24 protein-coding genes are annotated in these 25,697 nt (G+C 56.5%); 10 read left to right on the forward strand and 14 right to left on the reverse strand.

Translation table 11 applies throughout. From position 1 onward, the window contains the following. From IM317_RS06465 to IM317_RS06475, 3 genes are all read left to right on the forward strand, one after another. Window positions 1–557: SrfA family protein (locus IM317_RS06465; RefSeq protein WP_227010864.1), on the forward strand; the 557-nt coding region annotated here is incomplete at its 5' end. A gap of 4 nt (window positions 558–561) precedes the next feature. Then, window positions 562–3,543 carry a virulence factor SrfB gene (locus IM317_RS06470; RefSeq protein ID WP_033145685.1) on the forward strand — a complete coding sequence of 994 codons (2,982 nt, stop codon included), beginning with the start codon at window positions 562–564 and terminating at the stop codon, window positions 3,541–3,543. Continuing rightward, window positions 3,540–5,717 carry a virulence factor SrfC family protein gene (locus IM317_RS06475; RefSeq protein ID WP_033145686.1) on the forward strand — a complete coding sequence of 726 codons (2,178 nt, stop codon included), beginning with the start codon at window positions 3,540–3,542 and terminating at the stop codon, window positions 5,715–5,717. Before IM317_RS06470 ends, IM317_RS06475 begins: the two co-directional genes overlap by 4 nt. A 71-nt stretch (window positions 5,718–5,788) precedes the next feature. Here the strand turns inward: IM317_RS06475 and IM317_RS06480 are convergent, their stop codons facing one another. The 9 genes from IM317_RS06480 to IM317_RS06520 all read right to left on the reverse strand — a co-directional run bounded on the left by IM317_RS06480 (window position 5,789) and on the right by IM317_RS06520 (window position 14,307). Beyond that, a complete protein-coding gene (locus tag IM317_RS06480; RefSeq protein ID WP_033145687.1) occupies window positions 5,789–6,544 on the reverse strand; it encodes an alpha/beta fold hydrolase in 756 nt (251 codons plus the stop codon). Window positions 6,545–6,630: 86 nt separating this feature from the next. After that, on the reverse strand, window positions 6,631–6,804 hold the full coding sequence (locus IM317_RS06485; protein WP_013096478.1) for a GhoT/OrtT family toxin: 174 nt from the start codon (window positions 6,802–6,804) through the stop codon (window positions 6,631–6,633). A 183-nt stretch (window positions 6,805–6,987) separates the two neighbouring features. After that, the gene (patD, locus tag IM317_RS06490; RefSeq protein ID WP_033145688.1) at window positions 6,988–8,412 is read right to left on the reverse strand and encodes an aminobutyraldehyde dehydrogenase; all 1,425 of its coding nucleotides are present in this window, start codon (window positions 8,410–8,412) and stop codon (window positions 6,988–6,990) included. A 24-nt stretch (window positions 8,413–8,436) separates the two neighbouring features. Then, window positions 8,437–9,243 (reverse strand): ABC transporter permease, encoded by an 807-nt coding sequence (locus IM317_RS06495; protein ID WP_029741505.1) that lies wholly within the window; start codon window positions 9,241–9,243, stop codon window positions 8,437–8,439. After that, window positions 9,233–10,177, reverse strand: coding sequence for an ABC transporter permease (locus IM317_RS06500; protein ID WP_033145689.1), 945 nt, complete (start codon window positions 10,175–10,177; stop codon window positions 9,233–9,235). The genes IM317_RS06495 and IM317_RS06500 overlap by 11 nt, the downstream gene beginning before the upstream one ends. 1 nt (window position 10,178) lies before the next feature. Further along, the gene (locus IM317_RS06505; RefSeq protein ID WP_033145690.1) at window positions 10,179–11,192 is read right to left on the reverse strand and encodes an ABC transporter ATP-binding protein; all 1,014 of its coding nucleotides are present in this window, start codon (window positions 11,190–11,192) and stop codon (window positions 10,179–10,181) included. 17 nt (window positions 11,193–11,209) lie between these two features. Next, window positions 11,210–12,355 (reverse strand): putative ABC transporter substrate-binding protein YdcS, encoded by a 1,146-nt coding sequence (ydcS, locus tag IM317_RS06510; RefSeq protein WP_033145691.1) that lies wholly within the window; start codon window positions 12,353–12,355, stop codon window positions 11,210–11,212. Window positions 12,356–12,626: 271 nt separating this feature from the next. Next, on the reverse strand, window positions 12,627–14,036 hold the full coding sequence (locus tag IM317_RS06515; RefSeq protein WP_033145692.1) for a PLP-dependent aminotransferase family protein: 1,410 nt from the start codon (window positions 14,034–14,036) through the stop codon (window positions 12,627–12,629). Between the two features lie 82 nt (window positions 14,037–14,118). Further along, entirely contained in the window at window positions 14,119–14,307 is a 189-nt protein-coding gene (locus tag IM317_RS06520; protein ID WP_023335881.1) for a hypothetical protein, read from the reverse strand. A 391-nt stretch (window positions 14,308–14,698) separates the two neighbouring features. Here IM317_RS06520 and IM317_RS06525 point away from each other — a divergent pair, with 391 nt between their 5' ends. The 4 genes from IM317_RS06525 (at window position 14,699) to hslJ (ending at window position 17,800) form a co-directional block, all read left to right on the forward strand. Beyond that, window positions 14,699–16,099: a cytochrome ubiquinol oxidase subunit I gene (locus IM317_RS06525; RefSeq protein WP_033145693.1), complete on the forward strand. Its 1,401-nt coding sequence runs from the start codon at window positions 14,699–14,701 to the stop codon at window positions 16,097–16,099. Then, on the forward strand, window positions 16,099–17,109 hold the full coding sequence (gene cydB / locus IM317_RS06530) for a cytochrome d ubiquinol oxidase subunit II (protein WP_033145694.1): 1,011 nt from the start codon (window positions 16,099–16,101) through the stop codon (window positions 17,107–17,109). The genes IM317_RS06525 and cydB overlap by 1 nt, the downstream gene beginning before the upstream one ends. Beyond that, window positions 17,109–17,237: a DUF2474 domain-containing protein gene (locus tag IM317_RS06535; RefSeq protein ID WP_008501283.1), complete on the forward strand. Its 129-nt coding sequence runs from the start codon at window positions 17,109–17,111 to the stop codon at window positions 17,235–17,237. Before cydB ends, IM317_RS06535 begins: the two co-directional genes overlap by 1 nt. 125 nt (window positions 17,238–17,362) lie before the next feature. Beyond that, entirely contained in the window at window positions 17,363–17,800 is a 438-nt protein-coding gene (gene hslJ / locus IM317_RS06540) for a heat shock protein HslJ (RefSeq protein ID WP_033145695.1), read from the forward strand. Here the strand turns inward: hslJ and IM317_RS06545 are convergent, their stop codons facing one another. Beyond that, window positions 17,801–18,067, reverse strand: coding sequence for a DUF333 domain-containing protein (locus IM317_RS06545; protein WP_023312003.1), 267 nt, complete (start codon window positions 18,065–18,067; stop codon window positions 17,801–17,803). A 271-nt stretch (window positions 18,068–18,338) separates the two neighbouring features. Here IM317_RS06545 and nifJ point away from each other — a divergent pair, with 271 nt between their 5' ends. From nifJ to IM317_RS24115, 3 genes are all read left to right on the forward strand, one after another. Next, the gene (nifJ, locus tag IM317_RS06550; RefSeq protein ID WP_033145696.1) at window positions 18,339–21,863 is read left to right on the forward strand and encodes a pyruvate:ferredoxin (flavodoxin) oxidoreductase; all 3,525 of its coding nucleotides are present in this window, start codon (window positions 18,339–18,341) and stop codon (window positions 21,861–21,863) included. Between the two features lie 388 nt (window positions 21,864–22,251). Then, entirely contained in the window at window positions 22,252–23,361 is a 1,110-nt protein-coding gene (ompC, locus tag IM317_RS06555) for a porin OmpC (RefSeq protein ID WP_033145697.1), read from the forward strand. Window positions 23,362–23,509: 148 nt separating this feature from the next. Further along, window positions 23,510–23,635 carry a hypothetical protein gene (locus IM317_RS24115; protein ID WP_255519867.1) on the forward strand — a complete coding sequence of 42 codons (126 nt, stop codon included), beginning with the start codon at window positions 23,510–23,512 and terminating at the stop codon, window positions 23,633–23,635. 63 nt (window positions 23,636–23,698) lie between these two features. On the opposite strand, the gene IM317_RS23915 is transcribed toward IM317_RS24115, so the two are convergent. From IM317_RS23915 to IM317_RS06575, 4 genes are all read right to left on the reverse strand, one after another. Further along, window positions 23,699–23,776, reverse strand: a complete 78-nt coding sequence (locus IM317_RS23915) for a hypothetical protein (RefSeq protein ID WP_223239581.1) — start codon at window positions 23,774–23,776, stop codon at window positions 23,699–23,701. 68 nt (window positions 23,777–23,844) lie between these two features. Next, on the reverse strand, window positions 23,845–24,267 hold the full coding sequence (locus IM317_RS06565) for a GFA family protein (protein WP_033145698.1): 423 nt from the start codon (window positions 24,265–24,267) through the stop codon (window positions 23,845–23,847). Window positions 24,268–24,270: 3 nt separating this feature from the next. Continuing rightward, the gene (locus tag IM317_RS06570) at window positions 24,271–24,468 is read right to left on the reverse strand and encodes a hypothetical protein (protein ID WP_023616678.1); all 198 of its coding nucleotides are present in this window, start codon (window positions 24,466–24,468) and stop codon (window positions 24,271–24,273) included. A 65-nt stretch (window positions 24,469–24,533) separates the two neighbouring features. Next, on the reverse strand, window positions 24,534–25,565 hold the full coding sequence (locus IM317_RS06575) for a methyltransferase (RefSeq protein WP_045143078.1): 1,032 nt from the start codon (window positions 25,563–25,565) through the stop codon (window positions 24,534–24,536). Between the last annotated feature and the right edge of the window lie 132 nt (window positions 25,566–25,697).

The raw sequence follows: 25,697 nt of genomic DNA on the forward strand, positions 1-25,697 counted from the left end.
CCCCGGTGCCCGCCCCCCAGCCCGTAGAGATTGCGCCAAAGCCGATCAAAGCGGTTGAGCCGCTGGCCATGAAATTACCGCTGCATCAGGCAGAGGTCCTGGCAAGCAAAGAAAAAGAGCCTGCTCTGGCGCCTGCGCCACAGCCTGCCCCGGTGGTGATTGTCGCCATCCCGAAAGATGCCATGGTGATGGAAGCGAATCAGGTGAAAGCGGGATCGACGCGTTTCCTGAACGGCACCTGGCGTGCGGTTCTGGACGTGAAAGATCCAGTCACCGGCAAGCCGCCGTCAATGCGCTATCAGATCCAGAACAATAAGGGCTTCGCCCGGGTTGTCCATGGCGACAACGTTGTCTGCCGCGCAGAGGTCTTCTCCGGCCTGCACAGCAACGGCGAGCTGATGATTAAAAGTCGCGGTACTGCCCGCTGCACCGACGGCTCCCGCTACCCGATGCCGGAGGTTGCCTGTAAAGCAGGCGCCAGCGATATCGCAGAATGTCGCGCCCGTTATGATGCCAATACCGTCGTTCCCCTGACGTTCAAGAAAGCAGGTGCCTGATCCTATGCTGGTTAATCTTTGCGACTATAAACAAAGCGTCACGCTTATTGCCAACAGCGGCGTGCAGTTCCTTGATTTCGGTCTGACGCCGCAGGACACCGCCAGCAACGGGCGCTTCGTACGTAAAACCGCGAACGGCCCGCTGCTGCGGCTCGATTTCGACCTGGTTAACGGGCGCTATACCGTGCCGGGAACGAACGGTGGTCAGCCTGAAGTGGTTAAACCGGAAACCACCATCCCGCTGCATCAGTCCCTGGCGGTGCTGGACGGCGTCTGGCTTCCGGTTCCGTTCCTGCGCTTCAACCCGCCGCGAACCTTTGTTGAGGGGCCGGATAACTGGGCCCGCGTTCAGGTGCGCAGGCTGGATACACCCGATACGGCAGGCAATACGCACCGCGTCACGCTCGCCCTTGACAGCCAGATTGCAGAACACGCCACGTCCGCCCTGTCCCCGGTTGAAAACGATATTCTGAACGGGACCCGATTCGCGCTGGCCTGGCGAGACAACGAAGTTGAAAGTTTCCTCGACCAGACCTGGATTGACGGCTGGCTGCGCGAGGCCTTTACCCAGTATGCCGACGGCGTTGAAAACCGCTCAGAACGCGATCTCCAGCAGGCGATGCGCGGGTTTGAATATCAGGCCCACTGGCTTAACCTGCTGACCATGCTCGGTGAACAGCTTACCGTGCCGGAAGTGAAATTTGTTACCCATACGCTCAGCACGCCTGCCATTCCGGTCGACCTGATCCTCGACGTGGGCAATACCCACACCTGCGGCGTCATTATCGAAGACCACGGCGATGCGAACGATGGCCTGCGCCAGACCGCCGAGCTGCAGGTACGCTCATTAAGCGAGCCGCAGTTCCTGAATGCGCCGCTGTTTACCAGCCGTCTCGAGTTTTCGGAAGCGCGCTTTGGCAAACAGCACTTCTCGGTTGAAAGCGGTCGCGAAGATGCCTTTGTCTGGCCGTCGATTGTTCGCGTGGGCGATGAAGCCCGCAAGCTGGCGATGCAGCGTCTTGGGACCGAAGGCAACAGCGGCATCTCCAGCCCGCGTCGCTACCTGTGGGATGAAACGCCAGTCGTGCAGGACTGGCGCTTTAGCCAGATGAACAGCAAAACCCAGCGTGAGCCGCTTGCCACCGCGTTTCCGCTGATGAACCTGATGAACGATGACGGCGAACCGCTCTTCACGCTGCCGCAGGACGAGCGGCTGCCGGTCTTCTCGCCGCAGTACAGCCGCAGTACGCTGATGACGCACATGCTGTGCGAGCTGCTGGCGCAGGCGCTGGGGCAGATCAACAGCGTCGCCACGCGCCTGCGTCTGGGCTTCCCCGCGTCACCGCGCCAGCTACGCACCCTGATCCTGACCCTGCCCTCGGCCATGCCAAAGCAGGAGCGCGAGATTTTCCGTCGCCGCATGTTTGAAGCCATCGCCATCGTCTGGAAAGCGATGGGCTGGCACCCGCAGGATGAGGATTTTGTCACCCGCAAACAGCAGGATAAAAGCGTGGTGCCGGTTCCTGAAATCCAGATGGAGTGGGATGAAGCCAGCTGCGGTCAGCTGGTCTGGCTGTATAACGAAGCGATCTCCCGCTTTGTCGGTCAGACCGAAGCCTTCTTCGCCTCCCTGGCCCGCCCGGACCGTGAGCCTGAGCCGGGTAACCAGCCGGGCCGCGCGCTGCGCGTTGCCTCCATCGACATCGGCGGCGGCACAACGGATATGGCGATCACCCATTATCAGCTGGATGACGGTTCCGGCAATAACGTCAAAATCACCCCGCAGCTGCTGTTCCGTGAAGGCTTTAAGGTCGCGGGCGACGATACGCTTCTGGACGTGATTCAGCGCTACGTGTTGCCTGCCCTGCAAACGCAGCTGCAGAAATCCGGTATCGCGGACGCCTCGCTGCTGATGGCGTCACTCTTCGGCGACTCCGGGCGTATTGACACCCAGGCCGTACTCCGCCAGCAAACGGCGCTTCAGCTTTTTATGCCGATTGGCCATGCCATTCTTGCCGCGTGGGAATCGAGCGACGTTGACGATCCGCTGGCCGGTCTGCATGCCACCTTTGGCGATCTCCTGGCGCAGAAACCGACCCGCAACGTAATGAATTATCTGCAGCAGGCGATCGACCATGCCCTGCCTGCGGGTTCAGACGCGTTTGACCTGTTCGCGGTGCCGCTGCACGTGAACTTCCGCGAAATGCAGGATGCGATGCTGGCCGGGCAGTTTACGCTGGCCTCGCCGCTCCACGCGGTGTGCGAGGCGATATCCCATTACAGCTGCGATATTCTGCTGATCACCGGACGCCCCGGCTGCCTGCCTGGCGTTCAGGCGCTGATTCGTCATCTGCAGCCGGTGCCGGTCAACCGTATCGTCTGGCTGGATAAATACCAGGTGCACGAGTGGTATCCGTTCAGCCAGCAGGGGCGCATTGGCAACCCGAAATCAACGGCCGCGGTGGGGGCCATGCTCTGCAGCCTGGCGCTCGACCTGCGTCTGCCGCGCTTCAACTTTAAAGCCGCGGACATTGGCGCGTATTCAACCGTGCGGTATCTCGGCGTGCTGGATAACACCGTTAATACCCTGCGCGAGGAAAACGTCTGGTATCAGGATATCGACCTCGATAAGCCGGGCGCGAAGCTCGACGCGCGTCTGCACTTCCCGCTGCGCGGTAACGTTACCCTCGGCTTCCGCCAGCTGGCGAACGCGCGCTGGCCCGCCACGCCGCTCTACACGCTCAGCATCAACTCGGCTGAACTGGCGAAAGCCATTGCCGGTGACGGCGTGCTGAACGTGCGGCTGAAGCTCTGCGGCGGCAGCAAGCAGGAAGGTCCTGAGGCCTTCGAGCTGAGCGATGCCTGGCTGCAGGACGGCACGCCGGTTGCCCCTGACGCATTAACCTTCAAACTGAATACCTTGGCCGATCGCCGACACAGCGGTAGCCACTACTGGATCGACAGCGGGAGCGTATACCTGAAATGACAGCGACGACGACCACCACTCAGGCCTTAATCGGGTGGATTAATGAGACGCGCCTGAACGCCCCTGTGCTGGATAACGATGCTGACGCCCTGCTTGCTCGCATCAACGCGGCGCAGGCGCGGGAGCAGGCCATTGAACGCGCCATGACCCGCCAGAGCAGCATTGGGCTTTACGGTCATTCGCAGAGCGCGAAAGCCCATCTGCTGTTATCCCTGTGCGGCAGCGGTAATGGACGCCTGAACGTGACGCCGGGCCAGCGCACCTTTGACTATTTTTCGCATATCAATCCGGGACATGCCCTGACCAACATGGCCGTCCGCTTCACGCCGGAAAGCCCGGAGGTGGCGGATGAGGCGTTCCCGCTGCGTCTGAGCCTGGTCACCGAGGCCGAGCTGGTACAGCTGTTTATTGCCCGCACGACGCTGCATCCGCAGATGCGCGCGGTGGATAAGGCGGTCATTGAGACACGTCTGGAGAAATGGCGCGGGCTGCGCCAGCCGCAGGGCGTGCCCGGCATAACGGCTCAGGAAGTGGGTACGATTGCCCGCTTCTGGCAAAGCACCGTACCCGCCGCTAAGCAGCAAATCGATGATGCCCTGTGGCATGAGTTCGCCCGGCTGGTGCCTTCTCTCGATCTCAGCACGCGGGCCAGCGTCTGGTCGCTGCTGTGGGGCGAGCAGCAGGAGTTGACCCAGCAGTGGTTAAAACTGGCCCATGTGCTGCACCAGACCAGCCATGCCGGCGAGCTTGCTGCCCCGCTTAGCCTGCTGGTGGACAGCTTTGGCCTGCCGGGTGAAGGGTTCCTGACGCACGACGGCACGTTAGATCTTCAGGACGCGCAGGAGACGCTGCTTCATCCGCTAAATAGCGGTGAAATGCTTAACGCCATCAGCATCCCCGTCGACGTGCTGGCCTTCCTGACCCGCGAGCTGGTGCTGCCGGTTGAGAACGGCGCGCTGGATAACGTCGATATTATTGATATTCCTGTTTTTGAAGATAACCGTGCCGACCCGCTACGCCAGGCGAAGTCCCAGTGGCTGCTCGAGCATTACCGTCAACAGCTTCAGCCGGATGTGCTGGTGATTTGCAATGCGACGGCGCAGCACGAGCAGACGGCCAAAAAAGCAAAAGTGCTGATGAACTGGGTCAAGGAGACGCAGCCTGCTGAAGAATCTGCCCTGCCGGGGCTGGTATGGGCGATTACGCCACACGACGCCCGCTTTACCACCCGGCAGAATCTCGATGAAGCCGTACAGCATCTGCTCGGAAAGCCGGGTTTACGCTGGGGCACGCTGCAGGCGCTGGACAGCCACAGCATGCAGCGCGTCATCGAATGGCTGTCTCAGGCCACGCTGCCCGCGCAGCGACAGAAGCGTCTCGGCACGCTGAAAGGCTTGCTGCGACAGGAGCTCTCATCGCTGATGCAGAGCTATCTGGCACCGCTGGTTGAAGAGCCGGGGACAAGACGCGCTCAGGCCGAAAATATGGTGCGCACGCTGCAAAGCAGCGCCGCCCGCCACGGCGAACTGCTTGAAGGCCTGCTGCCGCCGCTGAAAGCCTTTGAAACGCTGCTCGCCGTTCAGCAGCCGCGCGAGGAGCAGGTGAACGGGCTGTTTACGGACACTATTGACCTGTTTGCCGAGAATACCCAGGAAAGCACCGGCCTGTTCCAGACAAAAGACAAAGCGCGCCTGGCGCACAGAGTCTGGATAAATCATCTGCGTCAGTGGAGCCGCAATGAGGCCACGGCCGCGCGCCTCGGGCTGGAGCCTTCGGTATTACAGCAAATCGCGGATGTGCTGGTGGTCACCAGCTACCGGCTTAATCTGCCTCAACAGCTTCAGCGTATCGTCGAAGCGGATAAAAGCAGCGCTGCGCAACTGCATGCCGTGATGGGCAATTTCATTGGCTGGCTGGGTTACGACCAGACGCCCGTGGCAACACGTCCGGCAAGCCGCATCCGCAAGGGGCAGGCAATCTTCGTTACGCCGGTGGTCAGCAGCGCGGAGCCTCGATTGACGCGCCTGGGGGAACAGCCTGTGCATGCGGCCACCGCGTACGTTTACGACTGGCTGGTCGCACTCTATAGCCGCGCGATAGAGAACATTGATTACCAGCATCCGCATGATGTTCAGCCTGACGCACGTCAGGCACTACGGGCTTTGATAAAGTAGCCGCCTTTGTTGCCGGGTGGCGCTGCGCTTACCCGGCCTACATTTCGCAACGATGATAAATTGCACAATAATCACATCGTCATACACCCGGCTAACGTCTGTGCCAGCGCAGACGGGTTTTCCCACGACATCGAATGCCCCGCCGCTGGGATAATTTTTACCTCAACGCCCTTTTGCTTCAGATTGTCCACATCGTCATCCGGCAGAGACAGCTCGCCGAAAATCAACGTTACCGGGCAAGGAAGTGACAGGAACTGCGCTTCCCATTCGGGCTCAACGCCCGCCACCAGGCTCGATGCGCCCCGCCAGACGGCATACGGCGCATTGCTCTGCAGACACCCTGCCCACGCCGTTTTTTCTGCGCTGAGCATGGCGTCATAGCCCTGCGTCAGAAACTGCTGCTCGGTTTGCGCTGCAATAGACCGGCTAAACATCCCCCCACCCGCATGAAAATTGGGCTCTGACACCATCAGCCCCTTCACGCGCGACGCCAGCAGCCCCGCCGTTTCGATAGCAATGCTGCCGCCCATACTGTGGCCGTATAACCAGAAGGCATCCAGCTTAAGGTGGTCAATCAGCTCCGCCACAACGTGGGCCTGGTCGGTGGTTTTATAGCTGTAGCGTTCAGGCTTGTCGCTGTAGCCGCTGCCGGGCAAGTCGATGAGAATCGCTCTGCGCGCGCCAAACAGCGGGTCATGAACGACACGGGGATATTCATAGGAAGAGGCGCAGCCCAGCCCGTGAATGAACACCACGGGATCGCCGGTGCCGGGCAGGTCATGCCAGCGCACGGTACAACCGGCCTGCTGCGAGTAAAAACTGTTCATAAGCACTCCTTTTACGATGCACTGTGTATTTATACAGTTACCGTATCGGGAATGCCATATTCATCTTTTAAAAATGGAAGCGTGCTTCAGAAAAGCGAGACCAGCAGCGCAACGGGAAAGCTCATTGGCCAGGTTGACCCCACCAGAAAAGCGCTGAGCAGGCGGATACGTTTGCGGTCTTTAGAGAGGAACCAGGTAATTAATGCGCAGATGGAAGCCATAATTGCGTAAAAAACCAACATCTTTTGATACAACGTCATTCTGTATACCAGAGCCGAAAAAATAACCGCACGCAATATGCGTCATATGTTGATACAGATCAAGTTTTTTCGTTACAGAATAACCACTTAAAGATTACGGATAATAACAATTGAGTATCTTGCGTAACACTCATGGCGGGTGCGGGAAACGCCTGGCCGCGCATGCGGCCAGGCATGGCGGACTTAGTGTTTGATCATGACATGCCGCACAACCGTATAATCCTCAAGCCCGTAGACCGACATATCTTTGCCGTAGCCGGATAATTTCATGCCCCCGTGCGGCATTTCGCTCACCAGCAAAAAATGGGTATTCACCCAGGTGCAGCCGTACTGCAGGCGCGCGCTCAGGCGATGGGCGCGGCCCACGTCTTTGGTCCAGACCGATGACGCCAGGCCATACTGCGAATCGTTCGCCCAGGCCAGCACCTGCGCCTCGTCATCAAACTCGGTGACGCTCACCACCGGGCCAAACACCTCGCGCTGAACGATGGCGTCGTCCTGCTTTGCCCCCGCCAGCAGGGTTGGCTGGAAGTAGTAGCCCGCCCCCTCTTTTTTGCTCCCGCCGGTGACAACGCGGATATGACCGAGCGCTTTCGCCTCATCGACGGCCTGACAGACGCGTGAAAGATGGGCCGCCGAGCTGAGCGGTCCCAGTTCGGTCGAGGCATCCTCCGGCGCCCCCATTTTAAGGCTGGCGACCGCTGCGCCCAGCTTTTCCACCAGCGCGGCATAAATACCCTTCTGGGCATAAATCCGGCACGCCGCCGTACAGTCCTGTCCGGCATTGTAGAAACCAAACGTCCGCACCCCTTCGACAACCGCATCCAGGTCAGCATCATCAAAGACGATAACCGGCGCTTTACCGCCCAGCTCCATGTGGGTGCGTTTAATGGATGACGCGGTATGGCCGATGATATGTTCCCCGGTAGCAATCGAACCGGTCAGCGAGACCATACGGACCTTTTCATGCCCGGTAAGCGGGTCACCGACCGTTTTCCCCCGGCCAAACAGGACGTTCAGAACGCCTGCCGGGAAGATATCTTTTGCCAGCTCTCCCAGCTTCAGCGCGGTCAGGGGCGTGATCTCTGAGGGCTTAATCACCACGCAGTTTCCTGCCGCCAGCGCGGGGGCTAGCTTCCAGGCCGCCATCATCAGCGGATAGTTCCAGGGGGCAATAGAGGCAACCACGCCCACCGGATCGCGGCGGATCATCGACGTGTGGCCGTCAAGGTACTCCCCGGCGGCCAGCCCGTTCAGACAGCGGGCGGCCCCGGCGAAGAAACGGAAAACGTCGACCACCGCCGGAATTTCATCTCCCAGAGCACAGTGCAGCGGCTTGCCGCAGTTGAGGGATTCGAGCCGGGCAAAGTCCTCCCCATGCGCTTCAATCGCATCCGCCAGCTTCAGCAGGCACTCGGCGCGCGTCTTCGGCGTGGTTTGCCCCCACTCCGCAAAAGCACGGTCGGCTGCCTGAACCGCCGCGTCGACCTGAGCCGCTGACGCCTCGGCAATCTCCAGCAGGAGTTCTCCAGTGGCCGGGTTATAGACCGGCTGTTTTTCTCCCTCTCCGGTTACCAGTTTTCCCTCTATCAGCAGTTGTGTTTGCATAGCATTTTCCTGTTGAATTCACTGTTATTTCCCGCTGCCGGCGATGTTCTCGCCGTCGCGGGTTAGCCACCAGGCTCCCAGAATGGGGATAGTTGTCACCAGCATCACCAGCAGTGCTACAACGTTGGTGACCGGCACGTCGCGCGGACGACCGAGCTGATTGAGCAACCACAGCGGTAACGTGCGCTCGTGTCCCGCCGTAAACGTTGTGACGATTATCTCGTCAAACGACAGGGCAAACGCCAGCATTCCCCCGGCCAGCAGCGCGGAACCCAGATTGGGCAGCACCACATAGCGGAAGGTTTGCCATCCGTCGGCCCCGAGATCCATCGACGCTTCCACCAGGCTCCAGGAGGTGCGTCTGAACCGGGCAATCACGTTGTTAAACACCACCACCACGCAAAAGGTGGCGTGTCCCACCACGATGGTGAAAAAACCCGGCTCAAGGTCAATCGTTTTGAATGCCGTCAGCAGCGCCAGACCGGTGATGATCCCCGGTAACGCAATCGGCAACAGCAGCAACAGCGAGATCGCATTCTTGCCAAAAAACTCGCTTCGCCACAGCGCCGCTGCAGCAAGCGTGCCAAGCACAAGGGCAATCGCGGTGGAGAGCGCGGCAATCTGAAGTGACAACGTCACGGATTCAATAATATCGCCGCGCCCCGCCGCCACGCTGAACCACTTCAGCGTCAGCCCCTGCGGCGGAAAGCTGAAGGCCGCGTCTTCGGTATTAAAGGCATAGGTCGCGATAATCAGCAGCGGGAAGTGCAGGAAGATGACGCCTCCCCAGGCTGCCACTTTCAGGAACAGCGGTGCGCGTTCAGAGTGCATCGAATGCTCCCAGACGTTTCACGAACGCCAGATAGAGTGAAATCAGCACGATGGGCACCAGCGTGAACGCGGCGGCCATGGGCATATTGCCAATGGCACCCTGCTGCGAGTAGACCATGTTACCGATGAAGTAACCCGGCGGCCCCACCAGCTGTGGAACGATGAAATCCCCCAGCGTCAGGGAAAAGGTGAATATTGAGCCCGCGGCAATACCCGGGATCGCCAGCGGCAGAACGACGTAGCGAAAGGTCTGACGAGGGCGCGCGCCGAGGTCGGCTGAGGCCTGCAATAGCGAGGCAGGCAGGCGTTCCAGCGCCGCCTGGACGGGCAGGATCATAAACGGCAGCCAGATGTAGACGAAGACCAGAAACCGTCCCAGCCCGGAGGTGGACAAGGTGTTGCCGCCAATCGCCGGGAGCGTAAGGAGTGAGGTCAGGATCGGCTCCAGCCCCATGTGGTTGAGAAACCACTGCGCCACCCCGTCCTTCGCCAGCAGCAGCGTCCAGGCGTAGGCTTTGACGATGTAGCTCGCCCACATTGGCAGCATCACGGCGATATAGAAAAACGCTTTCCACTTGCCGCGGGTGTATCGCGCCATGTACCAGGCCATCGGGAATGCCAGGATGGCGCTGGCTATCGTCACCGCAATCGCCATGGTTAACGTGCGCAGGATGATGTCGTAGTTTGCCGGGTTGAAAAGCGCCTGAATGTTCGCCAGGGTCAGATCCGGCGTGACGGCCATGGTGAAATCGTCAAAGGTGTAAAAACCTTGCCACAGCAGGGTCAGAAGCGATCCTAAATAGACGATGCCAAACCACATGAGCGGCGCGAGCAGAAGCAGGAACAGGCCGAGCGACGGTTTACGCCAGAACAGCGCCGTCATGCGGCTTAAGCGCCCATGCGAGGCGGGAGGATGCGCGACACTCATAGCCATTTCACCTCTCCTCGTGCAGGCGAATCATCGCCTCGCGTGACCACGACGCCATCACCGCCTGCCCCGGCGCAATGCCGCTCAGCGGCGAGGTTTCACTGAGATTGGCCTGGCTCACCAGCAGCTTGGCGCCATCGGCGAGCTTCAGCTCCAGACGCGTGGCCGCTCCCTGATACTGAACGGCCTGCACGATGCCCTGAACCTGAACGTCTCCGCCCTCATTAAGGCGAATATGTTCCGGGCGCAGGGAATAGCTGCCTTCCATACCGCAAATTTTCTGCGCAAGGCCCGCATCAAAGACGTTAGACGTGCCGACAAAACCGGCGACAAACGGCGTGCGCGGACGCATGTAGAGATCGCGCGGGGTATCCACCTGCTCGATGCGCCCGTTATTGAACACCGCCACCCGGTCTGACATGGAAAGGGCCTCGCCCTGATCGTGGGTGACAAAAATAAAGGTGATGCCGAGTTCCTGCTGAAGCTTCTTCAGCTCGAACTGCATCTGTTCACGCAGTTTGAGATCGAGCGCACCTAAGGGCTCATCCAGCAGCAGGACGCGCGGCTCATTGACCAGCGCCCGGGCGATGGCGACACGCTGTCGCTGGCCGCCGGAAAGTTGCGAGGGTTTGCGGGCAACGGCAAAGCTCAGGCCCACTTTTTCCAGGGCATCACGGGCCTGCGCATGGCGTTTTTTCTTGTCGATGCCTTTGACCATCAGCCCGTAGGCAACATTGTCGAGAATCGACATATGCGGGAACAGCGCGTAGTCCTGAAAGACGGTGTTCACATCCCGCTCCCAGGGAGGCAGTTCGCTCGCCTCTTTGCCGAAGATAGAAATCGTGCCGCCTGACAGCTGCTCAAAACCCGCGATCAGACGCAGGCAGGTGGTTTTGCCGGAGCCCGAAGGCCCCAGCATGGAGAAAAACTCTCCGTCACGAATAGCAATGGTGACCCCATCCACCGCCCGTACGTCGCCGTACAGACGGGAAACGTTGTTAAACTCTACCGCGTACGTCATGTTCTGCTCCCGGGCAATTAACGACCGCCCATGATGGCGATGTAATCCTGCGTCCAGCGGCTGTAAGGGACAAATTTGCCGCCTTCGGCGATGGGGGTTTTCCAGAACATGATTTTGTCGAACTCGTTATAACCGTTTGTTTCGCAGCCTTTCTCACCCAACAGCGTGCTGGCCTTACACCCTTCTGCAACCACGGGCAGGGAGCCAAACCAGGCCGCCAGATCGCCCTGCACTTTCGGCGTCAGCGACCAGTTCATCCACTTGTAGGCGCACATCGGGTGTTTTGCCTGCGCGTGCAGCATGGTGGTATCCGCCCAGCCGGTCACCCCCTCTTTCGGGAAGACGGTGGCAACGGGCTGGTTCTCAGCCTTCAGCGCATTCGCCTGATACGGCCAGGCGCTGGAGGCCACAACGCCTTCATTTTTAAAGTCGCTCATCTGAACGGTGGTGTCGTGCCAGTAGCGGTGGATCAGCGCGTGCTGGTCGCGAAGCACCTTGAGCACGGCGGCATACTGTTTTTCGGTGAGCTGGTACGGGTCTTTGATACCCAGCTGCGGCTGAGTGGCTTTGACGAACAGCGCGGCATCGGCGATATAAATCGGGCCGTCATACGCCTGCACGCGTCCCTGATTGCTTTTACCGTCCGGCAGATCCTGTTTGGTAAAGACCACGCTCCAGCTGTCCGGCGGCGTCGGGAAGGTTTTGGTGTTGTACATCAGCAGGTTTGGCCCCCACTGATACGGCGTGCCGTAGACTTTCCCGCCGACGTTAAACCATTCCCCTTTTACAATCCGCGCGTCGAGCGTTTTCCAGTTGGGGATGAGGTCGGGGTTAATGGGCTGAACGCGTTTACCCATGATCAGGCGCAGGGAGGCGTCACCCGAGGCGGTGACCAGGTCATAGCCCCCTTTCGCCATCAGGCTGACCATTTCATCCGACGTGGCCGCCGTTTTGACGTTGACCGCACACCCGGTCTCTTTTTCAAACTGGGTGACCCAGTCATAATTTTTATCCGTCTGTCCGCGTTCGATGTATCCCGGCCAGGCGATAATATCCAGCCGACCTTCCCCGTCGCCGATGGCCTTTGGTGGTTCTGCGGCTTGCGCTGTCATGATAGTCATGCCGAGCGCGCACAGGCTGCTGCGGGCAAAATGTTTGCTCATAAGAGTTACTCCTGTCGCAATGAAATTTAGCGGCAGCCGTGCCGTAAAAATATCTCCCTTATTAAACGTAGACCGCGCAAATGCGCCGCACCGTACGGCTTCAGGAAATTTCATCAAGGTGTGACCGAGGGCGCATTCCCCGTTAACTGGATTATAGACAAGGAGTTAGCCGCGAGAGACGGTATGCAGATTTCCTATGACAGGGCACCGAGAAATATTCGCAGCACCGTCATCAGGATAAGAATTGATTATTTAAATAACGGAGAAAAGTTTATTCCAGCATCGTGCTAATTAATTTTCCTAACTGAATGACCGCCTGCTCTTCTCGCTCTCCCCAGGCCCAGGAGGTATTAAACCGGAAGAACGGTGTCCATGCGTCGGAGGTGGAAAACATCTTTCCGGGCGCAATGCTGATGTGATGCGTTAAGGCTTTTTCGCTCAGCAGACCCGCATCCAGCTGCGCCGGAAGCTCCAGCCATAAAAAGTAGCCGCTGTCGTTATGGTGAATTTTGACGCCGGCAGGCATATGGCGTAAAAGAGACTGCCAGGCCTGCTGTTTTCGCTCGGCGAGGGTACGCCGCAGGCGGCGCAGATGGGCGTCGTAGCGTTTCGTCGCCAGATAATCCACCAGCGCCAGCTGCACGGGTGAGCTGGTTGAGAGCGTGCTCATCAGCTGCAGCTGCTGAATGCGTCTCGCGTGTTTTCCTGCCGCAACCCAGCCGATGCGAAAACCGGCCACCAGGCATTTTGAAAAGGACGAGCAGTGCAGCGTCATGTCCTGGCGATCCCATGCTTTCGCCGGGAGCGGTTTTTCGCGGCCAAAATAGAGCTCGCTGTAGACATCGTCTTCAATCAGGGGGACGTTGTGCTGCGTTAACAGCGCGACAAGCTGCGCTTTTTTCTCCGCGCTCAGCGTGAAGCCAAGCGGGTTTTGACTGTTGGTCATGATCCAGCAGGCTTTAACCGGGTACTCCTTCAGCGCCTGTTCAAGGGCATTCAGATCAATCCCCTCGCGGACATCCGTCGCAATCGACAACGCTTTGAGCTTCAGGCGTTCCAGCGCCTGCAGCGCGCCGTAGAAACACGGGTTTTCGACTATCACCCAGTCGCCCGGCTCGGTTACCGCCTGCAGGCTGAGATTGAGCGCTTCAAGCGCGCCTGCGGTGATCACAATCTCTTCCGGGGAGATGTTCATCCCCTGCTGCGCGTAGCGACGGGCAATGGCGTGGCGGAGATCGACGTTACCCGGCGGCAGGTTCTCAATCACGCTCATCGCCGTCGCGGTTTTGCTGACGTTCGCCAGCGAGCGGTTGAGCTGCTGCAGCGGGAAAAGTCGGGGATCGGGAAACGCGGAGGCAAAAGGAACAACGGACGGGTCGCGGCTGGCCTGTAAGACGTCGAAGATGTAGGTGTTGATATCCACTACTTCATCACGCATCACCTGGGCAGGTGGAGCAGGCTGATGTGCGGTCGGGCGCGAGGCAACGTAATAGCCCGACTGCGGTCTGGCGACAATGCGCCCCTGACTTTCCAGCATCTGATACGCGTGGCCAACGGTCATAAAACTCATGCCGCTGCTCGCCACCTGCTCTCGCAGCGAAGGCAGCTTATCGCCCGGCAGCCATACGCCAAGCTCAATCTGCGAGATAATTTGTTGCGCCAGACGCTGGTATTTTTTCATCAAATTCTCCTTGTGACCGACAGTGTATATCAGCAGGAGAAAAAGAGAAGATTTAGCTAACTGTTATAGTTCGTGAAACGAATTACTTACGGTACTCGGTAACGTGGCTTTGCGCCTGACGCGCGGCGGCCAGGTGATCGAGCGTGATCATCGACGATTTGCAAAAGATGCATTTCGCGCCGAGTGGGTTTTTCTCAGACATATCAAAGACTGAGGTACGGTACTGCGAGCCATGACAGCATGGGCAGCGGAAATGAATATAAGAAGTCATAGGATTCTCCTGTGAACGTAAAAACGTAAATTACTAATGGGCCGATTGGGCAATAATGGTTTTAAACAAAACGAATCGGAAAGTAGATAAAGACCCAAGAGAGGCTGCGGAGAGGCACAACGTGATGAGAACTGCTTTATAAAACTACGTCAGATATTTATTTGGACTCAAAACCAGAGGACCATTAACGCACGGCGCAGACGACAAGGCAAGCAGTTTTATGCGTAAAATTCATAAAAAGACGGTTTTTATTCCTCACGCGAGGTATATCAGATGCCTAAAGCATGAGCTTTAAGCCAACTGTTATGGTTAAAAATCACTTTTCTGCGTCTGATAGTCCGAACTTTGCCCCTATACCATAACAGCACACCGTTTGACATTGAGGCTGTGCATGTTTGGTTTAGATGCTTTTCACCTTGCACGGATACAGTTTGCCTTTACCGTATCCTTTCACATTATTTTCCCGGCGATCACCATCGGCCTGGCAAGCTATCTTGCCGTACTCGAAGGGCTGTGGCTGAAAACCAAAAATCCGGTCTGGCGCTCGCTGTACCATTTCTGGTCGAAGATTTTTGCCGTCAACTTTGGTATGGGCGTGGTCTCCGGGCTGGTGATGGCCTACCAGTTCGGCACTAACTGGAGTGGATTTTCACAGTTTGCGGGCAGCATTACCGGCCCGCTGCTGACCTATGAAGTGCTGACCGCCTTCTTCCTCGAAGCCGGGTTCCTCGGCGTGATGCTGTTCGGCTGGAACAAAGTCGGGCCGGGTCTGCACTTCTTCTCCACCTGCATGGTGGCGTTGGGCACTATTATTTCTACCTTCTGGATCCTCTCGTCGAACAGCTGGATGCAGACCCCGCAGGGCTATGAGATCGTCAACGGTCAGGTCGTGCCGGTGGACTGGTTCGCCGTGGTGTTTAACCCCTCCTTCCCTTACCGCCTGCTGCATATGTCGATAGCCGCATTCCTGAGCAGCGCCCTGTTTGTGGGCGCATCCGCGGCATGGCATCTGCTGCGCGGGAATAATACCCCTGCCATCCGGGCGATGTTTTCGATGGCGCTGTGGATGACGCTGATTGTCGCCCCCATCCAGGCCATGGTTGGCGATATGCACGGGTTGAACACCTTAAAGCACCAGCCCGCCAAGATTGCCGCCATTGAAGGCCACTGGGAAAATCCGCCGGGTGAGCCTACCCCGCTGCTGCTGTTTGGCTGGCCGGATATGGAGCAGGAGCGCACCCGCTTTGGGCTGGAGATCCCAGCGCTGGGGAGTCTTATCCTGACGCACAGTCTTGATAAACAGGTTCCGGCTCTCAAGGAGTTCCCGAAGGAAGACCGTCCGAATTCCACCATCGTGTTCTGGTCATTCCGCATCATGGCGGGCCTGGGCATGCTGATGCTGCTGCTCGGGGTGATGGCTCTCTGGCTGCGCTACAAAAAACGCGTGTATTCATCTCGCCCCTTCCTGTGGTTTGCGCTGCTGATGGGGCCAACCGGGCTGATTGCCATCCTGGCCGGGTGGATCACCACCGAAGTGGGCCGCCAGCCGTGGGTGGTCTACGGACTCCAGCGAACGAAGGATGCGGTTTCTGCCCACGGTGACCTGCATATGAGCGTAAGCCTGCTGGCCTTCTTCGTCGTCTATACCTCGGTATTCGGCGTGGGCTACAGCTATATGGTGCGCCTCATCCGAAAAGGCCCGCAGCCGCATGAAACTTTCGCCACCGAGTCCGACGGACGTCCGGCGCGCCCGCTTTCTGCCGTCACAACTGAACATAAGGAGCAGCCATAATGGGTATCGACCTTTCCATTATCTGGTTTGTGATCATCGTCTTCGCCACGCTGATGTATATCGTGATGGACGGTTTTGATCTGGGGATTGGCATTCTGTTCCCGGCCACGCAGAACGCCGACGATCGCGACGTGATGGTCAACAGCGTCGCGCCGGTCTGGGACGGAAATGAAACCTGGCTGGTGCTTGGCGGTGCCGCCCTGTTCGGCGCATTCCCGCTGGCCTATGCGGTGATCGTTGATGCCCTGACCATTCCGCTAACATTAATGCTGATCGGACTTATTTTCCGCGGAGTGGCATTTGAGTTTCGCTTTAAAGCCACGCCGGCCCACCGCCCCTTCTGGGATAAGGCGTTTATTGGCGGTTCAATTCTGGCAACGTTCACCCAGGGCGTGACGGTAGGCGCCGTCATTAACGGCTTTACCGTCACCGGCCGGGCCTATACCGGCGGCCCCTTTGACTGGTTTACCGCGTTTAACCTGTTTTGCGGCGCGGGGCTGGTGGTGGCTTATGCGCTGTTAGGCTCTACCTGGCTGGTGATGAAAAGTGAAAACGCGCTGCAGGAGCGGATGCGTGAGGTGTCGAAAACGCTGTTAATCGTGCTGCTGGCATTTATTGCGGCGATCAGCCTCTGGACGCCGCTGGCGCAACCGGCCATCGCTGCGCGCTGGTTTACGCTACCGAATCTGTTTTATCTGCTGCCGGTCCCTGCTCTGGTGGTGATTTTTAGCCTGTACCAGTGGCGCTGCCTGAATAATCCCGCCAGCCATAGCCGTCCGTTTATTCTGACGCTGGGACTGATATTCCTCGGCTTTAGCGGGCTTGGGATCAGCATCTGGCCGCATATTATTCCACCGTCGATCACCCTGTGGCAGGCCGCCGCCCCGACGCAAAGCCAGGGCTTTATGCTGGTGGGCGCGCTGTTGATCATTCCCGTTATTCTGGTCTACACCTTCTGGAGCTACTACGTGTTTCGCGGCAAAGTTCAGCATGGGGAGGGTTATCACTGATGCAACAACCGGTATGGAAAAGATTGCTGTGGCTGGCCATTATCTGGGGCGGCAGCGTACTGGCGCTGGCTGCTGTCAGTATGCTCTTCCGCATGCTGATGACGGCGGCAGGATTTAAATCTCATTAACGTTATTCCGGGCAACCGCTGCGTTGCCCGCTCCTCCCAGCACTTTCAGATAAACCCCATTAACGCACGGCAGAGTATCGTTACACTGGAAAAAGATTCACGGTATTTATAGTTTGAGAAGAAAAATGAAAAAGCTCATTGCGTTAAGCGTTATTAGTCTTGTCCTTTCCGGCTGCGTTAATCCGGGCAAAGCCTCCGTACAGCCGGAGCAACTTAAAAACCACCGCTTTGTGCTGGAAAATGTCAACGGTAAGGCCGTGAAGACCGCGACAACGCAACCTGAGCTCAGCTTTGGCGCGCTGCCAGATATCAGCCTGGTGAATAACATCAGCGTTTCTGGCCAGATGTGTAACCGCTTCAACGGACAGGGGAAATTGTCCGAAGGCGAGCTGAAGGTTAAAACGCTGGCCATGACGCGCAAGCTCTGTACTGAGCCGCAGCTGAATGAGCTGGATCAGACCATCGGCGACATGCTGCGCCAAGGGGCGCAGGTCGACCTGACTGAGGACCAGTTAACCCTGGCGACAGCCGATAAAACGCTGATGTTTAAGCGTGTAGAATAATCAGTAGTTACCGCAGCTTCCAACGGCAAGCGACTGTTCGCTACAGCGTTTGCCGTTTGGCAAGGCGCACATCCCAATAGCAGAACCATCAAGCTGGCGGGCGACAGACAGCGAACCGCCAATCATCGCGCAGTTGGCCTGACCTGAACTGGACATCGCCGCTTTCATTCCCGGCGCCACGTGGGCTGCCGTTGCCTGCTGGACTGGCTCACTGCTACATGCCGACAACAATAACGCGGCACACCCTACCCAAAATGCTGAGCGCATGCTCTCTCCCCCATGAATAATGCGAAACCTATGCATAATAGGCATCACATCCCTTGTCGTCGAGAGTGGAAGTGCGTATTTATGCGCTCCGGAAACAATTTCTCGCAATTTTTCGCCAAAAGTTTGATCTACTCATTGATGGCAGGAATACCAAGGACACAAAAGCGAAAATCGTAAAATCCCTCGTTTGCTAGAATACACAGATAATATTCAGGGTTTGTTGCCGTAATACAGACCCCTATTTTTTTGCGCAATGTAAGGGTGTTGTCCTATGCAAACTATTGACGGTAATGGTGCAGTTGCCTCAGTCGCGTTTCGCACCAGTGAAGTTATCGCCATCTACCCGATTACGCCAAGTTCTACCATGGCCGAGCAGGCGGATGCCTGGGCGGGTAACGGGTTAAAAAACGTCTGGGGCGATGTCCCGAGAGTGGTTGAGATGCAGTCTGAAGCCGGTGCGATTGCCACGGTACACGGTGCGCTTCAGACCGGCGCGCTTTCCACGTCGTTTACCTCCTCACAGGGATTGCTGTTAATGATCCCTACGCTTTACAAACTCGCCGGTCAGCTGACCCCCTTCGTTCTGCACGTTGCCGCGCGTACCGTTGCCACCCACGCGCTCTCTATCTTTGGCGACCACTCTGACGTGATGGCCGTGCGCCAGACCGGCTGCGCGATGCTATGCGCCAGCAGCGTTCAGGAAGCGCAGGACTTTGCCTTAATTTCGCATATCGCCACGCTCAAAAGCCGCGTGCCGTTTATTCACTTCTTTGATGGTTTCCGCACCTCTCACGAAATCAACAAAATCGTCCCGCTGGCCGACGACACTATCCTGAATCTGCTGCCGCAGGCGGAAATCGACGCGCATCGCGCCCGGGCTCTTAATCCTGAACACCCGGTTATTCGCGGAACATCGGCGAACCCGGATACCTATTTCCAGTCCCGCGAGGCCACGAACCCCTGGTACAACGCGGTTTACGACCATGTTGAACAGGCAATGAATGACTTTGCCGCCGCAACCGGCCGGCAGTACAAACCGTTTGAGTACTACGGCCATCCGCAGGCGGAACGGGTAATTGTGCTGATGGGGTCAGCCATTGGGACCTGTGAAGAGGTGGTTGACGAGCTGCTGACGCGCGGTGAAAAAGTTGGCGTGCTTAAGGTGCGTCTCTATCGCCCGTTCTCGGCCAAACATCTGCTTTCGGCTCTGCCTGAAAGCGCGCGCGCTGTGGCGGTGCTCGACCGTACCAAAGAGCCGGGCGCGCAGGCGGAACCCCTCTATCTGGATGTGATGACCGCCCTGGCAGAAGCCTTTAATCAGGGCGAACGTGAAACGCTGCCGCGCGTGATTGGCGGTCGCTATGGCTTGTCCTCCAAGGAGTTTGGGCCGGACTGCGTGCTGGCGGTATTCAACGAGTTAAGCGAAGCGAAACCCAAACCGCGCTTTACCGTCGGCATTTATGATGATGTGACGAATCTTTCCCTGTCGTTGCCGGAAAACACCCTGCCCTCGACCGCCAAACTTGAGGCGCTGTTCTACGGTCTGGGCAGTGACGGCAGCGTCTCCGCGACCAAAAACAACATCAAAATCATCGGCAACTCCACGCCGTGGTACGCCCAGGGGTACTTCGTCTACGACTCCAAAAAAGCAGGCGGCCTGACCGTTTCCCACCTGCGCGTGAGCGAGCAGCCCATCCGCTCCGCGTATCTTATTTCTCAGGCCGATTTTGTTGGCTGCCACCAGCTGCAGTTTATCGATAAATACCAGATGGCCGAGCGCCTGAAGCCCGGCGGCATTTTCCTCCTCAATACGCCGTACAGCGCGGACGAAGTCTGGGCGCGGCTGCCGCAGGAAGTTCAGGCGGTGCTGAACCAGAAAAAAGCCCGTTTCTACGTGGTCAACGCTGCAAAAATTGCCCGCGAATGTGGCCTGGCTGCGCGTATTAATACCGTTATGCAGATGGCCTTCTTCCATCTGACCAATATTCTGCCAGGCGACAGCGCGCTGGTGGAGCTGCAGGGTGCGATTGCCAAAAGCTACAGCAGCAAGGGCCAGGAGCTGGTCGAACGAAACTGGCAGGCGCTGGCGCTGGCGCGCGAATCGCTGTTTGAGGTACCGCTGCAGCCGGTGAATGCCGCAAGCCCGAACCGCCCTCCGGTGGTGTCCGATGCGGCGCCCGATTTCGTTAAGACCGTGACGGCGGCGATGCTGGCCGGCCTGGGCGATGCCCTGCCCGTCTCCGCGCTACCGCCGGATGGCACCTGGCCGATGGGCACCACGCGCTGGGAAAAACGTAACATTGCCGAAGCGATCCCCATCTGGAAAGAAGAGCTGTGTACACAGTGCAACCACTGCGTTGCGGCCTGCCCGCACTCCGCCATTCGTGCCAAAGTGGTTTCACCGGAAGAGATGGAAGCCGCGCCTGCCAGCCTGCATTCGCTGGATGTGAAATCTCGCGATATGCGCGGACAGAAATACGTTCTGCAGGTCGCGCCGGAAGATTGCACCGGCTGTAACCTGTGCGTCGAGGTCTGTCCGGCGAAAGACAGGCAGGATCCGGAGATCAAAGCCATCAATATGATGTCGCGTCTGGAGCACGTCGAAGAGGAGAAGGTCAACTATGACTTCTTCCTGAATCTGCCGGAAATCGATCGCAGCAAACTGGAACGTATTGATATTCGTACGTCACAGCTGATTACGCCGCTGTTTGAGTACTCCGGGGCCTGCTCCGGCTGCGGTGAAACGCCGTATATCAAGCTGCTTACCCAGCTGTACGGTGACCGGATGCTGATTGCCAACGCAACCGGCTGTTCATCCATCTACGGGGGCAATTTGCCTTCTACGCCGTACACCACCGACGCGAATGGGCGCGGTCCGGCGTGGGCAAACTCGCTATTCGAGGACAACGCCGAATTCGGCCTGGGCTTCCGCCTGACCGTCGACCAGCACCGCGCGCGCGTGATGCGCCTGCTGGAGCAGTTTGCCGGGCAGATCCCCGCTCAGCTCAATGACGCGCTTCATGCGGACGCGACGCCAGAAGAACGTCGTGAGCAGGTTGCTGAGCTGCGCCGCGCGCTGCAGGGCGTTTCGGGGGCTGAACAGCTGCTGACCGACGCTGACGCTCTGGTCGAAAAATCAATCTGGCTGATTGGCGGTGACGGCTGGGCTTACGATATCGGCTTTGGCGGGCTGGATCACGTGTTGAGCCTGACCGAAAACGTCAACATCCTGGTTCTGGATACGCAGTGTTATTCCAATACCGGCGGCCAGGCGTCGAAAGCGACGCCGTTAGGCGCGGTAACGAAATTTGGCGAACACGGTAAACGCAAGGCGCGCAAAGATCTCGGCGTGAGCATGATGATGTACGGTCACGTTTACGTCGCGCAAATCTCGCTGGGTGCCCAGCTTAACCAGACGGTGAAAGCGATTCAGGAAGCGGAAGCGTATCCTGGCCCGTCGCTGATCATTGCCTACAGCCCTTGCGAAGAGCATGGCTACGATCTGGCCCTCAGCCACGACCAGATGCGTCAGCTGACCGCGACCGGCTTCTGGCCGCTGTACCGGTTCGACCCGCGTCGTGCAGACGAGGGTAAATTACCGCTGGCGCTGGATTCGCGTCCGCCGTCGGATGCCCTGGCCGAGACGTTAATGCAGGAACAGCGCTTCCGTCGCCTTAACGCCCAGCAGCCGGAAGTGGCCGGGCAGCTCTGGAAAGATGCCGCTGCTGACCTGCAAAAACGCTATGACTTCCTGGCGCAGATGGCGGGTAAAGCCGAAAAACCAACCAGCGACTAGTTCCCCTGCCCGGCTTGTCCGGGCATTTTTTTCCATAAAAAAAGCCCGGCGTATTCACACCGGGCGAATCCAGATAATCATTGAATATCTATTTAGTTTCCTTAATAGCATTCATGTTAATTATGGATGAATCATCTTACAGGCATATAACGCCGGCCAGATTACCTTAATTAACGCCTGATTAATAATTTCAATTTAATATAGTTACTTTTAAATCATTCATCAAACCAATGATCATTTCTACCGATTTATTCGGTTTAGATTTTACTTAGTTCGTAACAATTATATTTTATTACTCTTACACGGGAGTGATTTAGCATGAGACAACTTTCTCATTCTGAAAGTTCAACAGGTAATTAAATAAAAACAACTGCAAAGGAATATCACAATGCAAAGAAAAGTACTGGCTCTGATGATTCCGGCTCTGTTAATAGCTGGTTCTGCTCAAGCAGCAGAAATTTATAATAAAGACGGTAACAAATTAGATCTGTACGGAAAAGTAGATGGTCTGCACTACTTTTCCGATAACAAAGGTGCTGACGGCGATCAAACCTATATGCGTCTGGGTTTCAAGGGTGAAACGCAGATCAACAACACGATGACCGGCTATGCGCAGTGGGAATACAACATTCAGGCCAATAACACGGAAGGGTCTGATAATCAGTCCTGGACGCGTCTGGCCTTCGCCGGTGTAAAAGTGGGTGACTACGGCTCCTTCGATTACGGTCGTAACTACGGTGTCCTGTACGACGTGGAAGGCTGGACCGATATGCTGCCTGAGTTCGGTGGCGACTCCTACACCAAAGCCGACAACTTCATGACCGGCCGCGCAAACGGCGTGGCAACCTACCGTAACACCGACTTCTATGGTCTGGTGCAGGGCCTGAACTTTGCGCTGCAGTACCAGGGCAAAAATGAAGACGCCAGCAACAACCAGGAAGGCACCAACAACGGTCGCGACACGCGTCACGAGAACGGTGACGGCTTTGGTATCTCTACTACCTATGACTTCGGCATGGGGATTACTGCGGGTGCCGCGTATACCTCTTCTGACCGCACCAACGAGCAGGTCATGAATACCACTGCGGGTGGAGACAAGGCGGATGCCTGGACGGCGGGCCTGAAGTATGACGCCAATAACATCTATCTGGCGGCAATGTATTCTGAAACCCGCAATATGACCCCTTATGGTGATAACACCGACGCCGTGGCGAACAAAACCCAGAACTTCGAAGTGACCGCGCAGTACCAGTTCGACTTCGGCCTGCGTCCGTCCCTTTCCTACCTGCAGTCGAAAGGTAAGGATCTGGGCAACGGCCAGGGCGACCAGGATCTGGTTAAATACGCTGACGTAGGGGTCACCTATTACTTCAACAAAAACATGTCCACCTACGTTGATTACAAAATCAACCTGCTGGATGAAGATGACAGCTTCTACAAAGACAACGGCATCAGCACCGATGATGTTGTAGCGTTAGGCCTGGTTTACCAGTTCTGATTGTCAGAGCCCGCATAATCATGCGGGCTCGCTTGTTTTTTGAAGTTCGTCACATAAGACAGTTTAAGAAAGGGGTTGGTTGAGGGAAAGTTGAAAGTAAGCTGGTTAAACTGCGGTGATAGCCCTTTCTTCACTAAGGATAACAGCGTTGTTTGGTCGTGTATCCCTTGCCTTACTTACCCTTTTAGCATTGCTGTGGATGGCGTTAATTTTTGATTTTGGTGATATCGTCGGGCATCTCGGCGCGCTATTAAACCATCTGGATGGCAGTTAACTATTGTCCCTGGAAATAAAAAGCCACCAGCGGTGCCGGTGGCGGGTAAACGCGTATGTCGCGTTATTTTTTCACAGGTTGAGGCTTTTTATCACCTGATTCAGGGGCCTCACGCGGATCGTCTTTTTCAACACAGAGCATAGTTTCTCCTGTTTCAGTTACCCACTGCCAACTATAGCCGGAGGAGTAAAAGAGTGGCCAGGCGGCAATCATGCCTGCTCTTCCCCTTTCTCGCGAAAAGAGAGATATCCAAATACCCCACTATCCCCATCCATGGGATGGTTAACGCCGTCCATCACCTTCACCTCTGGAAAATCAAAAGGTGATACGTTTTCAAAACAGGCGACATTAACGCCATATTCGTTTGGGTTAGAACGCCGCTGATGGAACGTGTAGATCCCGCATACCGAGCAGAAGAAATGCCGTGCCGTTCCCGTGTTAAAGCGGTACTCGGTGAGCTTATCTTCACCTTTGGTCACCTTAATGCCTGACAGCGGCGCAGAGACGACGACAGCGCCCCGCATACGACAAAAGGAACAGCTGCAGCGCCGCGCGGTATTCAGACCATCAGTGAGCTCAACGGTGAACGCCACCGCGCCGCAATGGCACTTCGCGTTTCGTCTTTCAGCCATGGGCTATACCCCTTTTCTCACCAGCTCGGCAGCCTTAACGAAAACCTCATCTTCTACGCCATCGCCTTTTTGCCTGCCGAGCCTGACCAGTTCATCAACAATGCTGTTGCGATGGATCGGTTTCTGCGCTGAAACTAGCCCAATAACGGCGGCCCCAATCGCCAGCCCCACTAATCCGGTTTGTTCATCTTTGTTCATCATGCTTACGCTCCTGGTCCAACCAACAAGCTTAGCAGGAATACGGTAAAACGGAATGACGGACAAGTTCAGACAGGTATGACTTCTAAAATCGACAGATAGGAACCGGTATCTATTATTTTGTTCAGCTTCAAATTGGTCTGTTCAAACAAGACCTGATACTCAGGCTCTGTTCTTGCCCGCCCGCCATCAAAGCTTGTTAACAGAAGAAGGTCAATTTCAAATCGTCCCTGCTGATTATTTTCTTTTTTAATAAGCGGTTCAAAAATTAATAATCGGGAGTTATCTTTCATTGCATTTCTGCAGCACTGAAGTATCTGAATCGCCTTCTCATCAGGCCAGTCCATCAAAATATATTTAAGTAAAAAAATGTCCGCTGCAGGACAGGCTTCAAAAAAGCTGCCCTCTACGGTCTTCCATCGGCGATTATCATTCAATAGTGAAAGTCTGTTCCGCTCAAGCACGTCTTTTTGATCAAACAAGATCCCTGTCAAGGTCGGATTTCGACGTAAAATTGCCAGCAATAAATTACCCAGCCCACCGGCGATATCGGCAACGACAGCGTTTTCAGGGAATGAATAGCTACCAGTAATAGTTTCATTTTCTACGGATGACATAGAGGCCATACCAGCATGAAAAATGTTGCTTCCCGTCACCGTGTCATCATGCTGCCAGTAATCGTAAAAAGGCTTGCCAAACAATGAATTAAAAACAGGTTTGCCTTGCAATATTTCATCCATTCTAGCCGCTGGCTGCCAGAATGTTTGGTCTGTCAACATAAGAACTGCCGCCCGTAAGGAAAATTCATGATCGGAACGCAGGAATTGAGCTGAATGGCTAAGACCGTATTCCGTTTCGGATAATTCGTTGAACACCCCACGCGAAGACAATAAGCGCATGATTCGATGAAGATAGTCGCCATCGACATTAAGCTCCTTCGCCAGCTGCTTAACGGATTTCTTTCCTTCAACCAGAAGATCTGCAACGCCTAATACCGCGACAGCCCGAAGTGCTGCCTGCCAGACAAAACCCATGCTTTGCTCTAACAAACACATTCCTTCTTTACGGCTTAGCAAATCCAGACTATTACGTTGTGACATTTTCTGCTCCTTACCAGTAAAGATGCGCTGAACAACTTAAATTCGCTAGCAAGCGTAAGTCTGGTAGTGAGCTTTATCCATAATTTCAGAAAGGATTATTTATGCGGTTTCGTACCGTTTAGCATACAATCT

It is taken from the genome of Enterobacter cloacae complex sp. S3, from assembly GCF_014930495.1.
Taxonomy (GTDB): domain Bacteria; phylum Pseudomonadota; class Gammaproteobacteria; order Enterobacterales; family Enterobacteriaceae; genus Enterobacter; species Enterobacter asburiae_B.